Here is a 14,050-nt window from a genome sequence, read left to right as displayed (position 1 = left end):
TCCGCCGGGCCGCACCACCCCCCTGGGGTGGAGTCTGGTCCTTTCGTACTCCATCGGGAGTACGACGCAATGAGTGCTCAGGTACGACGACAGGAACAGATCGGCAGGGCATCGTTGTTGACATGAGAGCCGACCGTTCGCCTCGCCGGGCCCCGCGCCCCCGCCTCACGCAGAGGAGCAGCTCATGAGCGCCCTCGCGTTGTCCGTGGTCCTGTCGCTCGTCTCCGCCGTGGCGTACGCCGCGGGGGCGATCGTGCAGGAGCAGGTCGCGCTCTCCTCCGACTCCGCGAACGGCCGCCAGTACGCGCCGCTGCGCCGCCCGGCGTGGTGGGGCGCGGTCGCGCTGAACGGCCTGGGCGGTGTCCTGCACGTGGTGGCGCTGGCGTACGGCCCGCTGAGCCTGGTGCAGCCGCTGGGCGCGCTGACGATCGTGTTCGCGCTGCCGATGGCGGCCCTGTTCGTGAAGCGCCGGGCCGGCGCGACCGCCTGGCGCGGCGCCCTGATGGCGACGGTCGGGCTGGCCGGTCTCCTGGCGCTGGTCGGCGCCTCCGACTCGCAGTCCCTGTCGACGCCCCAGCGCATCGCGGTCGCGACGGCGACCGGCCTCGCGGTGGCCGCCCTGATGGTCGCCGCCCGCGCCGTGCACCGGCATCCGGCGGTCCGCGCGATGCTCCTGGCGACCGCGTCGGGCATCGCGTTCGGCATGTCCTCGGTGTTCACGAAGACGGTCGCCGTGGACTGGTCGGGCGGGGTCACCGCCGCCGACGTACCGGCGCTCGCCCTGATCGGCGTCCTCGCCACGGCGGGCATGCTGCTCTCCCAGGCGTCCTACCGGGGCGCGGGCCTCGCCGCCCCGCTCTCGACGCTGACGGTCGTCAACCCGGTGGTCGCGGCGGCCGTGGGGATCACGATGTTCGGCGAGACGTTCCGCTACGGCGCCACCGGCACCGCCCTCGCGCTGGGCTGCGGCGTCGTCGCGGCGGGCGGCCTGATCCTGCTGACGACCGAGCGGCTGGCCCGGGAGCACTCCCAGGGGACGGCGCCGCAGGAGACCCCGCGGCCGGAGACCCCGGCACCAGCCGTGGACGGCCTTCTCGTGGCGCTCCCGGAACAGCCGGCCCCGGTCCGCACGGTGAACGTGCTCACGGAGAAGCGTCCCGCCCACATCGCGGACGGGACGTACCGCCTCTCCTACGACGGCCTCGGGCTGGTGGTCCGCGCGGCCGACGACCGGCACCGCGCGAAGGTCAGATCCTGACGCCCCCGGCCCGCAGATAGGCGAGCGGGTCGACGTCGGAACCGAACTCGGGCCCCGTCCGCACCTCGAAGTGCAGATGCGGGCCCGTGCTGTTCCCGGTCGACCCGGACCGGCCGATGCGCTGGCCCGCACCGACCGACTGCCCGTCCCGTACGGAGATCGCCGAGAGGTGGGCGTACTGGGTGTAGCGGCCGTCGGAGTGCCGGATGACGACCTGGTAGCCGAAGGAGCCGCCCCATCCGGCGGTGACGACCTCGCCCGCGCCGACCGCCTTCACGGACGTCCCGGTGGGGACAGGGAAGTCGACGCCCGTGTGGTAGCCCTTCGACCAGGAGGAGCCGGTGGCGTGGTACTGCGTGCCGGTCCCGGCGCTGACGGGGGCGACGCGCGAGGCGTGCCCCTCGCTCGTCCTGGGCTTGGCGACCGTCTTGGGCTTGGCGGCGGTCTTTGCCTCGGTCTTCGGCTTCGTCTTGGACGCCTTCGACGCCTTGGGCGCCGCCTTGCCGTCCAGGCTGAGCCGCTGGCCCGGCATGATCAGGTCCGGGTCGGCGCCGACGGTCCGCCGGTTCGCGGCGTACAGGCCCCGCCAGCCGCCTCTGACGTCCTTCTCCTCGGCGATCCCGGAGAGGGTGTCGCCGTGGACGACGGTGTACATCTCGGTGCGGCCGGCGCGGGACTGCGGGGTGGCCTGGGCGCGGACGTCCGGAGCCTTCTCGGTGCTCTTCCGCTCGGTGGCCGCCTTCTTCTGGCTCACCGTCTTCTTCCGCCCATCGCCCCCGCCCGGCTCGATGTCCGGCGCGTCGCCGCCCCGGGTGAGTCCGGCGCGGACCGAGCAGACCGGCCAGGCGCCGGGTCCCTGTCCGTCGAGGACCTTCTCGGCCACGGCGATCTGCTGGTCCTTGGTGGCCAGATCCGCTCGCCCCGCGTACCGCAGTCCGCCGTACGCCTCCCAGGTGGACTGGGTGAACTGGAGTCCGCCGTAGTAGCCGTTGCCGGTGTTGATGTTCCAGTCGTTCGTCGACTCGCAGGCCGCGACCTTGTTCCAGGTGTGCACGTCGGCGGCGTGCGCGGGGTTCGCGGCGATGAGGGGGAGCGCCATCCCGGCGCCGCCCGCGGTGACGGTCAGTGAGGCGCGGTTGATCCGGTTCGGCTGGTACCGGCGGTGCCGGCCGCGTACGGCCATGGAGTCTCCCCCTGAACAGACGGACAGGCGTCAGGCGGGGCCAAAGTAAAGGGTGGGAACCGGCCAGGACAAGACCGCGAATCAGCCGCTGTCCGGACCCGAACGGTTCCCCTCAAGTCGGCTTGTTTCAGCCGAAGACGCCCTGTCCCGGCACGAGGACACCCTTCGGGTCGTACGTCTTCTTGGCCGCCGTGAGCTGCGCCCATCGCTCCCCGTAGTGGGCCCGCCAGTCCTGCGGCCGAAACGGGATGGACCCCACCGGATAGTTGGTGCCGCCGGCCGCCGCGACCTTGTCGTACGCTGCGCGGTTGGCCGCGAGGAGGCGGTCGACGGTGGCCGTGTCGTCCGGCGGGGTGGCCGCGAGGATCGCGAACAGGTACGGAACCGGGTCGTCCGGCATGCGCAGCAGCGGGGTCCGCAGCCGGGCCCGGTCGAGCGGGTAGAGCAGGATGAGCCCCGGGCCGACGTCGGCGGCGGTGACCCCGGCGAGGATCTCCCGGGTCACCTCGGCGGTCCGCTCGCCCGGGATCAGCAGGTTCAGCCAGGGGTGCGCGTACGCCCAGATCCCGGACTTCTTCAGCTCCTCGGCGACCGGTCCGACCCGGTTCAGGAAGTCGAAGTAGGTGGGTGTGGTCCGCTGGACGCCCGCCGGGTCGTACGACAGGCCCGCGAGCAGTACCGACTCGGGGATCTCGGCGTCGTAGGAGACCGCCTCCAGGACGTACGCCGTGAAGGCGCCGTTCGTGTCGGCGGTGACCTGGCCCTCGACGTAGTCGAAGCGGCGCTCCTCGGTGAGGGTGCGCTGGTCGGTGAGGTAGGTGTCGAGGTCGGTGTAGGGCAGGAGGTAGTGGCGGACGGTCGGCGCGGTGGGGGCCGGGACGAGGCGCAGGGTCGCGGAGACGATGACGGCGCACTGGCCGAGGCCGGCGAGGACGGCGTGGAAGAGGCCGGCGTGGCGGGCCGGGGAGCAGTGGACGAGTTCGCCCGCGCCGGTGACGACGTCGAGGGCGAGGACGTTGTCGACCTGGGCGCCGTGCCGGTGGGTCTGGCCGCCGATACCGCCGACCGAGAGGGTGCCGCCGACGGAGAGTTCGAGGTAGTCGGTGAACACGGGCGGGGTGAGGCCGTGTTCGAGGGTGGCGCGTACGACGTCGCTCCACTTGGCGCCGGCTCCGACGGTGACCGTGCCGTGCCCGGGGGTGCCGATGTGGTTCAGCGGGGTCGTCTCGATGATCACGCCGCCCGGCACCTGGGCCTGGCCGAAGGTGCCGTGGCCCTGGCCGCGCGGGGCGACGTCGACGGTGTGGGTGTTGCAGAAGCGGATCATCTTGACGACGTCGTCGACCGAGCCGGGGCGCAGGACGGCGGCCGGGGTGCGGTGGACGATGTGGCCGTAGTCGTCGGCCGCCGCGGCGAGGGACGCCGGGTCGGTGAGCAGGGTGCCGTCCAGCGGCGGGACCTGCGCGAAGGCCGGCTCCCGGGTGGTGGCCCAGGCCCGGGTGAAGGGGTCGAACGCGACCACTGCGGTGCCTGCCGCGAGGCCCTGGAGAAGGGTGCGCCGGGAGGGGGTGGGGGTCATGTGCCTCGCCTCGTCCTGCCGTTCGGGCCGTCGTGGGGTGGCCCGAAAGATCGTCAGATGTCGTCATGGGAACGGTCGGAGGGCCATGCTAGAACGATCTTGGCGATCAAGTGCTTGTGGTTTCACACACATTGGGCGGCGGCAGCGGCCAGACCGGGCCGGGGGCTGGAGAACACCGGGACCGCCGTCCTGACGAGCCGTTCGGCCGGCGTCATCGACGCCTGCGCCAGCACGATCGCGTCGGCGTCCGTCACCGCGTCGACCGCGTCGGCGACCGCCCGCGCGTATCCCTCGCCGTCTCCGGCCGCGAACAGCTCCCACGCACCGTCGACGAGGACCGTCCGCACGGTCACGGGCCGGCCGCCCGCCTCCTCCCGCACCAGGTCGGCGGTCGGATCGAGCGTACTGGCGACCGTCGCGAGCACCACGATCCGCTCCCCCGCGGCAACCGCCTCCGCGGCCATCGGCCGGTCCACCCGCACAACAGGAACGGCGAACCCCGTGCCCTGCGCCTCCGCGACCCCGCCGATCGACGAACACGTGCACAACACGGCGTCCACCCCCTCGGCCACGGCCCGCTCCAACGCCTCCCGCACCTCCACCACCACCGCCTCCGCCCCCTCCTCCCGTGCACGGGCCAGCAGACTCTCGTCCACGTGGTGCCGCAGGACGAGACCCGGGTGATGGGCGTCGCGCAGGGCTTCGAAGACGGGGATGTGGGCGGGGGAGGTGTGGAGGAGGGCTAGGCGCATGGGGTGAGGGTAGGCGGCGGGGGTGGGGGCGAGGGCGACGGGGTGGGCGAGGGGGCCGACCGACGCCGGTCGACTGGGGTGGCCGACGAGGGCGAGCGAGCGCGGCAAGCTGGGTCTGGGCGACGAAGACCGGCGGGGACGGCCTGAGGGAATCGCAGGCGGGGCTGGCTGGCGAAGCCGGGCGATGTGGAGCGGGCGGGGCGGGCGGCGGGCACCGGCAGGCAAGACTGGCCTGCGGGAACCGCAGACAGAACCCACCGGCGAAGCCACACGGTCAGGAGCAGGCGGGGCGGAGGCCGCGAGCGGGGCGGGCGGCGGGCACCGGCAGGCGGGGCCGGCCCGATGCAACCGCAGGCCCCCGTGGGCAGGCCCCCTGAAGCCGGTCGACGGGCTGTGGCAGGGGCCGGTCGGCGAAGCCGGGCGATGAGAGCCGGCCGGGGCCTTCGGCAGGGCCGGGGCAGGGGGCGCAGGCGGGGTGGGCGGTGGGCGCCGGTGGGTGGGGTCAGCGGGATTCGGGGTGGTTCTTGAGCCAGAGTTTCGCCGCGCGGAGGAGTTCGGGGGTCGCGGGTGGGGCGTCGTCGGGGTGGCGGGTGGCCCAGGAGGCGACGTACGGGCAGAGGGGGGCGACCTTTCTGGCCTCACGTGCCGCGATGTCGTAGATCTCCCGGGCCAGGGAGCCCGCGATGCCCTGGCCCTCGTGGGCCGGCTCGACGATCGTGTGGACCGGGACGAGGGCCGGCTCCGGGGCGTCCAGGGTGAAGTAGGCGATGTGGCCGACGAGTTCACCGTCGGCGTCCACCGCCTCCAGACGGCCCGCAGCACGGTCGTCACGAATCCGGATGTCGCTCATGGGCACGCTCCTGGGGTGAGGGGTACGGGCCCGAGCGTAATGGACGATGATCTTAGAAGCGCTCGCGCGCGGAGACCTCAGGCCCCGAACTCCAGCCTCCCCGACGCCGTGGGCGTCCCGTTCTGGACGACCGTGAACCCCCAGCCCTCCCCCTCCTCTTCCCGCACGCACTCGATCCCCGCCGCGGGGGCCCACTCCGTGAAACCGGTCGCGGTCAGCCGCGCGGCGCTGAGCCGGCCGGGAACACCGCCCGCCGCGAGGCACACCGCCTGCCGGGCCGCCTCCAGCAGGACCATCCCTGGGACATGGTCGCTGGGGTGGTCGAAGAACAGCGGGTGATGCAGATCGGCGGGCCCGACACGGACGGCGCCGTCCTCACCGACCCCGACCATCACCCCGGCCTCACCGCCCACCCCCACCTCGGCCGGCGCGGGCCGCTCCCCGGCCGGCGTGCGGGGCGGACGCTGGACCCGGCCGGTGCGCAGGGCGTCGTACTGCTGGGGGGTCAGCGTGCGCAGCCGGCCCTCCGCGCGGCCGAAGGGCACCCCTCCGCAGGAGAAGGTGACCGCCAGCGCCAGGGACAACGGGCCCGGCCGGGACGGGACTTGGCGGACGTTCGAGAGATGCGCCTCGCACAGGACGTCGCTCGCGCCGAACGCCGCGCGGGGCTCCGCCGCCGGGTCGAGGGCGAAGGAGACGGTCCTGATGATCAGGCGGGTCTCCGGGGGGCTGCCCAGGAACACGCGGGGGATCAGCAGGCCGATCTGGCGGATCGTCTCCACCGCGAACACCGGGTCGGGCCGGCCCTCCGGGTCGCGGGGGAACGTGGAGTGCCGCAGCGGCCACTGGGCCGCGACGAGGAAACGGCTGTCCGAGACCCGAAGCGCGTCCGTGAGCAGGACCTCCGCGACCGAGCGACGGTGGACCAGATGGCGGGAGACCGTGCGGTCCCAGGTGGGGGCCGGCTGCTCCGCGGGGACGACGGAAGGAATGACAAGAGTTTCAGACATAAAATCATGAAAACAATGATCGGCCGTGTCAGTGCTGACATTTCTCCCCGGCGCCTATAGATCACCTGAAAGGCCGATGAGATATCACGGGAACCGGAGGACGAAGATGCAGGAACGCGCGGAGACGACCAGAAAGGCGGTTCTCGTCGCAGCCGCCAGGCTCTTCGAGGAGTACGGGTACGCGGGTACGAGCATTTCCGACGTGGCCAAGTACAGCGGGTACACCAGCGGGGCGCTCTATTTCCATTTCGGCAGCAAGGAGGATCTCGCGCGCAGTCTCGTCGAGGAGCACTTCGCGCACTGGCCGCCGGTCATCGCCGGGTGCCTGGAGCGGGACGGCAGCGCACTGGAGCGGCTCGTGCTGCTCAGCCTCGACGTCGCGCGGGAGTTCCGTGACCATCTGCTCGTGCGGGCCGGGAACCGGCTGTGGAACGAACGGCACGTGATCTCCACGGAGTTGCCCGTGCCGTTCGTGGGCTGGATCGCCACGGTCGGGGACGTCCTGGAGGAGGCGCGCGGCGCGGGTGAGCTGAACCCCTCGATCGACGTCCCGCGCGCCGCGCGCACCGTCATCGCGGCGTTCTTCGGGACCCACACGGTCTCCGACGCGCTCTGCCGGCGCGAGGACGTCGAGGAGGCCGTCGTCGACATGTGGCGGCTTCTGCTGCCCGCGCTTCAGGCGGTGCCCGATGTCGAGGGGTGTCTGTCACGGGTCCGGCTGCTGTCGGAGGCGGAACGGGGGGCGGGGGTTCGCGAGGAGGGGGCGGGGGTCGGGGGGTAGGGGGCAGGGGGTGGCCGGGTGGCGGGGGCTGGGCAGTCCGACGCCCGGCATCCCCGGCCCACACCACCACCGCTGCCCCGCCCTACGCCACCACCTCGCGCACGCGCCCCTTCGCCCCCGCCTCGCCCCGTACACGCCCCCCTGCCGGCACCCCCGCCCCGACCCACACCGCCTTCCCCGGCCCCACCCCGACCCCTCCGGCCCTCAGAACCCCCCGTCCCCGACCCCACCCCCCGATGCCACGGCCACCGCGCCTTCCGGTCCGCTTCGAGGGGCCGGCGGAGTGAGGGGCGGGGTTCTGCCGGGGCGTCGGCGTTTCGGCGGGAGGACCTGGACGTCGTACACACCCGGTGAAGTGGACGGCGCCGCGTGGGAGTTGGGGGTGCGGGCGAGGCGGCGGGACGCGGAGCGCAGGGAGTCGGCCCGGCGCAGGCACAGGGCCGCGTGGACGGCGGGGAGCCGGGGTCCGGCGAGGGACGCGAGCATGGCGTGCATCAGGCGGCCCGCGTGGAGTTCGTAGCCGAGCGCGGAGGGGTGGAAGCCGTCGTCGGCGATCAGCCGGGCCCGCCGGGTGCGGAAGTCGTCGTCGCGGAAGGAGACGACCCGCGCGCCGGCCCGCAGCGCGTGGCGGGCCTGGAGCCGGCCGAGCCTGCGGCACCTCAGGGACAGCAGCCGGCCGAGGAACCCGGGGATCGCGTCCCCGCACCCCGCGTCCGGGCTGACCGCGGCCACCACCGCCGCCCCCTCCCCCACCAGCCGCCGCACATGCCGTCCGAGCGCGCGGGCGGCCACCCCCAACGGCACCGGCAGCAGACTGTCGTTGGCCCCGCTGAGCACCACCACCAGATCCGGCCGCACCCGCGCCGCCCGCTCCACCCTCCCCGCGAGCGACCGCGTCGTCGCCCCGAACCTCCCGTGCACCCACACCCGCACCGCCCGCCCCGTCTCCTCCGCCAGCCACTGCCCGAGCAGCGCCCCCGGCGCCTGATGCGCACACGCCACCCCCACCCCGAGCGCGGTGGAGTCCCCCACGACGACCAGCCGGATCTCGTCACCGTCCCCCGCCGAGGACCCACCGGAACCACCGACCGGGGAGCCGACGGGGACGTCGCATGCCGCAGCACACGGCCCGGCCGGGGCGGAGGCGCCGGACCCACCGGCCGCCACCGAGGCCGCACCGGGCGCCGCACCCACATCCACACCCACACCCGTGTCCCCACTCGACCCCCCGACCCTCCGCGTCCCCGGAACACCGACCGCACCCTCGGCGGCCCCCTCACCCCCGGCCTCGACGAACCCTGCCCCCTCGGCCGCACCCCCGAAGCGCTCCACCCCCGGCTCCCCGCCACGCCCCGCTCCCCCGCCCCTCCCCGAGAAGCCCACCTCGTCCCCCGACCCCCCAGGCACATAGAGCCCGTTGACCCGATGGACCGTCCAGGGGTCGAGATGGCTCAGGGAGCGGAGGAAGGTGCGGGCGTACCAGGTGGTGAGGGCGCGTGAGGGCATGGGGGACCTTCGGGGTGGGGTGGCGGGGGCTAGGAGAAGACCGTTTCGAAGACGTCGGAGTCGGAGAGGAGCCGGACGTCGGGCCCGTGCCCGCCGGCGTGCCGGGCGAGGCCGTTGACCATGCGGCGGGCCCGGATGTTGTCGGTGGCGACGTACGCGACGATCGTGCGGACCCGCATGAAGTGGGCGAACCCGTACAGGCGCCGGGAGAGGATGCCGCCGAGGCCGTGGGACTGCCAGGTGTCCTCGACGAGGACGGCCAGCTCGGCGACGTCCGGATGGCGTTCGTAGAGGAGGTGCCCGACCGCGACGACCCGGTGGGGCAGCCCGAAGGGCGTCGCGAGGAGGGTGCAGCCGGCCCGGGGCCCGCTCATGCGGGCCCACGCGTCGCGGGTGAGCTGCGGCGTCCCGGTGTGGTAGCGGCGCGCGCGGGTCGCCACCGAGCAGCGGACGTGCAGGGCGCGGACGGCGTCGTAGTCGGCCGTGTCCCCGCTGCGGATGGAGACGGTCACCGCGGACCGCCCGGGGCGAGCGCGGCGGGCCGCGCGGAGTCCAGGAACGCGTCGAGCGCGTCCAGATGGCGCACCGCGTCGGCGTCGAGGCCGGGCCGGTCGGCGAGGCGCCAGTGCTCGGCGAGGGGGCGGACGACCAGGTCGGGGTGGAGGCCCGCGGCGGCCGTGAGGAGCTCGGCGCAGATCGCGCTCACCGAGCGGGACGGGTCGATCAGGAGGGCGTCGTCGAGAAGGGAACGGTGGAAACCGGCGTGGAGTTCCTTGTCGTCGGCGATGCGTTCCAGCAGGGCGCCGCAGCAGTCGGGGACGTCCGGGACGGCGCGGTAGCGGACGGCGGCGGCCCGCTGCTCGACGGCGAGGTGCGCGAGGGTGCGGGCGAGGTCGCGGGCGGGCCGTTCCCGTACGGTGCACAGGGTCCGCAGCCGGGCCGCCTCCAGGCCCGCCGGGTCGGCGGCGCGGCTGGTCAGGAGGTAGTCGCGCAGGGCGAGTCCGTGCCGCTGCTCCTCGGCGGTCCAGCGGTGCAGCCAGCGCGCCCAGGCGCCCCGGTCGCCGTACACGGCGGCGAGGGAGGCGTGGCGGCGGGGGAGGTCGTCCTCGGCGGCGAGGAGGAGTTCGAGGGCGCCCCGGGCGTGGCCGGGCAGCCGGGACTGGCCGGGGTGCCAGGGGGAGCTGTCGAAATCCCGGCCGAGGGACCAGGGCACGAGTTCGTGCGGCATCCAGTCGCGGGCGGCCGCCAGATGGCGGTCGAGAAGGCGGGCGACACTGGGTTCCAGTTCCGCGCGCAGATCGATTGGCATGGCGATGTCCCGTTTCGCATTGCGGAAGGAGTGGTGGGGCGGACCATGGATTCCGTCCGTACCGAAGGGAACGCGGAACCATAATGGTCCCTATCGTTCACGCGTCGTAGGTTGCCATGTGTACCGAGCCGACAACGGCCCGTTACCGCTGGACGGAGTGGTCCCCGCCGAATGTTTCACTCGGAAGGGGCGAAATACCGACCATGCGCATCTGTGGCGCGTCGGATTATTTTCCGTGGGTTTTATCGGCCCGTTCCGGAAGGTTTTCGGAAACGGCTCAGGAGGGGTTCCGGGATGCCTACCACATTAGTCATGAACCGACCGAGTGATCTCGACTTCCTGCGGGAGGCGGAATTCCCGTACCTGGACGCGGCGGGCCACGCCTATCTGGACTACACGGGCGCCGCGCTCGCGCCGCTCTCCCTGGTCCGGGCGAGCGCGGCGCGGCTCGGCTCGGGCGTGTACGGCAATCCGCACACGGCGAGCCCGGCGTCCCAGGCGTCGACGCGGCTCGTGGAGGAGGCGCGGGAGGCGGTGCTGGCGTTCTGCGGGGCGTCGCCGCGGGAGTACGCGGTCGTCTTCACGCCGAACGCGACGGCGGCGATACGGCTGGTCGCGGAGGCTTACCCGTTCGGCCCCGGCCGGCCGCTCGCGTTCCTCGGGGACGACCACAACTCGGTGCTGGGGATGCGCCGGTACGCGGCGCGGGCGGGGGCGCCGGTGCGGGTCGTGCCGCTCGGGCCCGGGTTCCGTACGGAGCCGTCGGCGGTGACGGCCTGTCTGGGGGCGGGCGGACAGGGGCTGTTCGCCTTCCCGGCGCAGTCGAACGCGACGGGGGTGCGGCATCCCCTGGAGTGGGTGGGCGAGGCGCGGCGCGCCGGGTGGCGGGTGCTGCTGGACGCCGCCGCGTACGTCCCGACGGGGCCGCTGGACCTGACGGCCGTCCCCGCGGACTTCGTCGCGCTGTCCTGGTACAAGATCACCGGGTTCCCGACGGGCGTGGGCTGTCTGGTGGCCCGCCGGGACGCCCTCGCCGAGCTGCGGCGGCCCTGGTTCGCGGGCGGTACGGTCCGGGCGTCGTCCTCCCACACCGACTGGCACCTGCCCGCGCCGCCCCCGGAGGGCTTCGAGGACGGCACGCTCCCCTTCCTCGCCCTCCCCGACGTGACGGCCGCCGCCGCCTGGCACCGGGAGATCGGCTACGACGCCGTCCACCACCACGTCACCGGTCTGACCGCCCGTCTCCTCACGGGCCTCACCGCCCTGCGCCACCCCGACGGCACCCCCGCGGTCCGGGTCCTGGGCCCCCTCTCCGACCGGGACCGCGGCCCCACGGTCACCTTCAACCTCCTGCACCCCGACGGCACCCCCGTCGACGAACGCCACCTCCAGCACTCCGCCGCCACCGCCCGCGTCAGCCTGCGCACCGGCTGCTTCTGCAACCCCGGCGTCGCCGAGGAGGCCAACGGCATGACCCCGGAGATCGTCCACGCCGCCCTCCTGCGCGGCACCCCCGCCGACGTCGACACCTACCTCCACCACCTCGCCGTCCAGGCCCAGGGCGCCGTCCGGGCGTCCGTGGGCGTGGCGACGAACACGCGCGACGTGGACCGGCTGCTGGAGGTGTGCGCGGAGTTGGTGGACGGGGGGCTGGAGGGGGAGATGCCTGAGCCCCGGACGGGCTGCTGAGGATGCGCGGGGGCGGCTGGTGCGGGGCCGGCTGGTGCGGGGCCGGCGGCGACGGCTGCCGCGAACTCCGCCCGCCCGCACCCGCACCCGAGCCTTCCTAGACCACCGCCTCCTCGCACACGAAGCACTCCGGCGCCCCCTCCTTCTCCGCCCCCTCCTTCTCCGCCTCCCTCTTCTCCAGCTCCCCCTTCTCCGCCCCCGCGAACTGCGTCCGGTACAGCTCCGCGTACCGCCCACCCGCCGCCAACAACCCCTCGTGCGTGCCCCGTTCGACGATCCGCCCGGCCTCCAGGACGAGGATCAGGTCGGCCGCGCGGACCGTCGACAGGCGGTGGGCGATGATCAGGGCCGTACGGTCGGCGAGGGCCTCCGAGAGAGCCTCCTGGACGGCCGCCTCCGACGTGTTGTCGAGGTGGGCCGTCGCCTCGTCGAGGATGACGACGCGCTGGCGGGCGAGGAGGAGCCGGGCGATGGTCATGCGCTGGCGCTCACCGCCGGAGAGCCGGTAGCCGCGTTCGCCGACGACGGTGTCCAGCGCGTCCGGGAGCTCCGCGACGAGGGTGTCGAGGCGGGCCCTGCGCAGCGCGTCCCACAGCTCCTCGTCGGTCGCGGAGGGGGCCGCGAGGAGGAGGTTCGCCCTGACCGAGTCGTGGAAGAGGTGGCCGTCCTGCGTGACCATGCCGACCGTCTCCCGCAGGGAGCGCGTGGTGACGTCCCGGACGTCGACGCCGCCGATCCTGACGGCGCCCGAGTCGACGTCGTACAGGCGCGGCAGGAGCTGGGCGATCGTCGACTTCCCGGCACCGGAGGAGCCGACGAGGGCGACGGTCCGCCCCGGTTCCGCGCGGAACGTGAGGCCGTGGAGGACCTCGGTGCCGCCCCGGGTGTCGAGCGCGGCGACCTCCTCCAGGGAGGCGAGGGAGACGCGGTCGGCGGAGGGGTAGCCGAAGCGGACGTCGTCGAACTCCACCGCGAGGGGTCCGGCGGGGAGTTCAGCGGCGTCCGGCCTCTCCTCGATCAGCGGCCTCAGGTCCAGGATCTCGAAGACCCGCTCGAAGCTCACCAGCGCGCTCATCACCTCGACCCGCGCCCCCGCGAGCGAGGTGAGTGGCGCGTACAGCCGGGTGAGGAGCAGCGCCAGGGAGACCACGGCCCCCGCCTCCAGGGTGCCGCCGAGCGCGAGCCGCCCGCCGAGGCCGTACACGAGCGCCAGGGCCAGGGCGGAGACGAGGGTGAGGGCCGTGATGAACACGGACTGGGCGGTCGCGGTCCGCACCCCGATGTCCCGGACCCGGGACGCGCGTTCGGCGAACTGCGCGGACTCCTCCTCGGGGCGGCCGAAGAGCTTGACGAGGGTCGCGCCGGGCGCGGAGAACCGCTCGGTCATCCGGGTGCCCATCGCGGCGTTGAGGGTCGCGGCCTCGCGCTGCATGCCGGCCATCTTCGCGCCCATGCGGCGGGCGGGGATCACGAACACCGGCAGCAGGGCCAGCGCGAGGAGCGTGACCTGCCAGGACAGGGTGAGCATCACGGCGAGGGTGAGCAGCAGGGTGACGAGGTTGCTGACGACTCCGGAGAGCGTGTTGCTGAACGCGCGCTGCGCGCCGATCACGTCGTTGTTGAGCCGGGAGACCAGCGCTCCCGTACGGGTCCGGGTGAAGAACGCGACCGGCATGCGCTGCACATGGTCGAAGACGGCCGTGCGCAGATCGAGGATGAGCCCCTCCCCCAGCGTCGCGGACAGCCGCCGCCCCAGGATGCCGAGGGCCGCTTCGAGGATCGCGAGGGCCGCGATGAGCAGCGCGAGGCGGACGACGCCGGCGGGGTCGCCGTGCGACACGATCGTGTCGACGACGCGGCCGGCGAGGACGGGTCCCGCGACCGCGAGGAGCGCGGTCACCATCCCGAGGGCGACGAAGAGCGCGATCCGCTTGCGGTGCGGGCGGGCGAACGCGCCGATGCGGCGCAGGGTGGCCCGGTCGAAGGGGCGGCCCCCGGACTGTGACTGTGCCGACATGGCGCTCTGCAACTGCGCCCAGGCGGTGGTCTCCATGCTCATACGGGCGACCGTAGGACCTCGACCGTCCTTGAGGTCAAGGACGCGGCGACGAGCGTTCGTCATGCGGTGTCCGC

General features: G+C 73.8%; 12 protein-coding genes. 3 read left to right on the top strand and 9 right to left on the bottom strand.

The features are described 5' to 3' along the window. Positions 1 to 184 precede the first annotated feature (184 nt). Positions 185 to 1,258, top strand: coding sequence for a DMT family transporter (locus ABZX85_RS08840; RefSeq protein WP_355863902.1), 1,074 nt, complete (start codon positions 185 to 187; stop codon positions 1,256 to 1,258). On the opposite strand, the gene ABZX85_RS08835 is transcribed toward ABZX85_RS08840, so the two are convergent. The 5 genes from ABZX85_RS08835 to ABZX85_RS08815 all read right to left on the bottom strand — a co-directional run bounded on the left by ABZX85_RS08835 (position 1,248) and on the right by ABZX85_RS08815 (position 6,632). Then, entirely contained in the window at positions 1,248 to 2,441 is a 1,194-nt protein-coding gene (locus ABZX85_RS08835; protein WP_355863900.1) for a transglycosylase family protein, read from the bottom strand. The genes ABZX85_RS08840 and ABZX85_RS08835 overlap by 11 nt on opposite strands. 127 nt (positions 2,442 to 2,568) lie before the next feature. Continuing rightward, positions 2,569 to 4,020 (bottom strand): FAD-binding protein, encoded by a 1,452-nt coding sequence (locus ABZX85_RS08830; protein WP_355863898.1) that lies wholly within the window; start codon positions 4,018 to 4,020, stop codon positions 2,569 to 2,571. Between the two features lie 122 nt (positions 4,021 to 4,142). Beyond that, positions 4,143 to 4,772 carry an aspartate/glutamate racemase family protein gene (locus ABZX85_RS08825; protein ID WP_355863896.1) on the bottom strand — a complete coding sequence of 210 codons (630 nt, stop codon included), beginning with the start codon at positions 4,770 to 4,772 and terminating at the stop codon, positions 4,143 to 4,145. Positions 4,773 to 5,274: 502 nt separating this feature from the next. Next, positions 5,275 to 5,628 carry a GNAT family N-acetyltransferase gene (locus ABZX85_RS08820; RefSeq protein ID WP_355863894.1) on the bottom strand — a complete coding sequence of 118 codons (354 nt, stop codon included), beginning with the start codon at positions 5,626 to 5,628 and terminating at the stop codon, positions 5,275 to 5,277. A 71-nt stretch (positions 5,629 to 5,699) separates the two neighbouring features. Further along, positions 5,700 to 6,632 (bottom strand): ScbA/BarX family gamma-butyrolactone biosynthesis protein, encoded by a 933-nt coding sequence (locus tag ABZX85_RS08815; RefSeq protein WP_355863892.1) that lies wholly within the window; start codon positions 6,630 to 6,632, stop codon positions 5,700 to 5,702. Positions 6,633 to 6,738: 106 nt separating this feature from the next. Between ABZX85_RS08815 and ABZX85_RS08810 the strand changes: the two genes are divergently transcribed. Further along, on the top strand, positions 6,739 to 7,413 hold the full coding sequence (locus ABZX85_RS08810) for a ScbR family autoregulator-binding transcription factor (protein WP_355863890.1): 675 nt from the start codon (positions 6,739 to 6,741) through the stop codon (positions 7,411 to 7,413). A gap of 204 nt (positions 7,414 to 7,617) precedes the next feature. Here the strand turns inward: ABZX85_RS08810 and ABZX85_RS08805 are convergent, their stop codons facing one another. Genes ABZX85_RS08805 through ABZX85_RS08795 form a run of 3 tightly spaced genes read right to left on the bottom strand, consistent with a single transcriptional unit; the run spans position 7,618 to position 10,228 of the window. After that, positions 7,618 to 8,919 (bottom strand): GDSL-type esterase/lipase family protein, encoded by a 1,302-nt coding sequence (locus ABZX85_RS08805; RefSeq protein ID WP_355863888.1) that lies wholly within the window; start codon positions 8,917 to 8,919, stop codon positions 7,618 to 7,620. Between the two features lie 29 nt (positions 8,920 to 8,948). After that, complete coding sequence (locus ABZX85_RS08800; RefSeq protein ID WP_355863886.1) at positions 8,949 to 9,431, bottom strand: hypothetical protein; 483 nt, start codon at positions 9,429 to 9,431, stop codon at positions 8,949 to 8,951. Continuing rightward, a complete protein-coding gene (locus ABZX85_RS08795; RefSeq protein ID WP_355863884.1) occupies positions 9,428 to 10,228 on the bottom strand; it encodes an acyl-ACP desaturase in 801 nt (266 codons plus the stop codon). The genes ABZX85_RS08800 and ABZX85_RS08795 overlap by 4 nt, the downstream gene beginning before the upstream one ends. Before the next feature lie 312 nt (positions 10,229 to 10,540). Here ABZX85_RS08795 and ABZX85_RS08790 point away from each other — a divergent pair, with 312 nt between their 5' ends. Continuing rightward, positions 10,541 to 11,917 carry an aminotransferase class V-fold PLP-dependent enzyme gene (locus tag ABZX85_RS08790; RefSeq protein ID WP_355863882.1) on the top strand — a complete coding sequence of 459 codons (1,377 nt, stop codon included), beginning with the start codon at positions 10,541 to 10,543 and terminating at the stop codon, positions 11,915 to 11,917. A 97-nt stretch (positions 11,918 to 12,014) separates the two neighbouring features. Here ABZX85_RS08790 and ABZX85_RS08785 read toward each other — a convergent pair whose 3' ends face one another. Further along, positions 12,015 to 13,970: an ABC transporter ATP-binding protein gene (locus ABZX85_RS08785; RefSeq protein ID WP_355864184.1), complete on the bottom strand. Its 1,956-nt coding sequence runs from the start codon at positions 13,968 to 13,970 to the stop codon at positions 12,015 to 12,017. Positions 13,971 to 14,050 lie beyond the last annotated feature (80 nt).

Origin of the sequence: Streptomyces sp. NPDC004539 (assembly GCF_040610055.1) — a bacterium.
Taxonomy (GTDB): Bacteria; Actinomycetota; Actinomycetes; order Streptomycetales; family Streptomycetaceae; genus Streptomyces.
This window is presented reverse-complemented; position numbering and strand designations above follow the sequence as displayed.

Excerpts from the sequence above, each read along its gene's own strand:
- ABZX85_RS08840 (WP_355863902.1), top strand. The coding sequence starts at position 185 with ATGAGCGCCCTCGCGTTGTCCGTGGTCCTGTCGCTCGTCTCCGCCGTG.
- ABZX85_RS08835 (WP_355863900.1), bottom strand. The coding sequence starts at position 2,441 with ATGGCCGTACGCGGCCGGCACCGCCGGTACCAGCCGAACCGGATCAAC.
- ABZX85_RS08825 (WP_355863896.1), bottom strand. The coding sequence starts at position 4,772 with ATGCGCCTAGCCCTCCTCCACACCTCCCCCGCCCACATCCCCGTCTTC.
- ABZX85_RS08790 (WP_355863882.1), top strand. The coding sequence starts at position 10,541 with ATGAACCGACCGAGTGATCTCGACTTCCTGCGGGAGGCGGAATTCCCG.
- ABZX85_RS08795 (WP_355863884.1), bottom strand. The coding sequence starts at position 10,228 with ATGCCAATCGATCTGCGCGCGGAACTGGAACCCAGTGTCGCCCGCCTT.
- ABZX85_RS08810 (WP_355863890.1), top strand. The coding sequence starts at position 6,739 with ATGCAGGAACGCGCGGAGACGACCAGAAAGGCGGTTCTCGTCGCAGCC.
- ABZX85_RS08830 (WP_355863898.1), bottom strand. The coding sequence starts at position 4,020 with ATGACCCCCACCCCCTCCCGGCGCACCCTTCTCCAGGGCCTCGCGGCA.
- ABZX85_RS08815 (WP_355863892.1), bottom strand. The coding sequence starts at position 6,632 with ATGTCTGAAACTCTTGTCATTCCTTCCGTCGTCCCCGCGGAGCAGCCG.
- ABZX85_RS08805 (WP_355863888.1), bottom strand. The coding sequence starts at position 8,919 with ATGCCCTCACGCGCCCTCACCACCTGGTACGCCCGCACCTTCCTCCGC.
- ABZX85_RS08785 (WP_355864184.1), bottom strand. The coding sequence starts at position 13,970 with ATGGAGACCACCGCCTGGGCGCAGTTGCAGAGCGCCATGTCGGCACAG.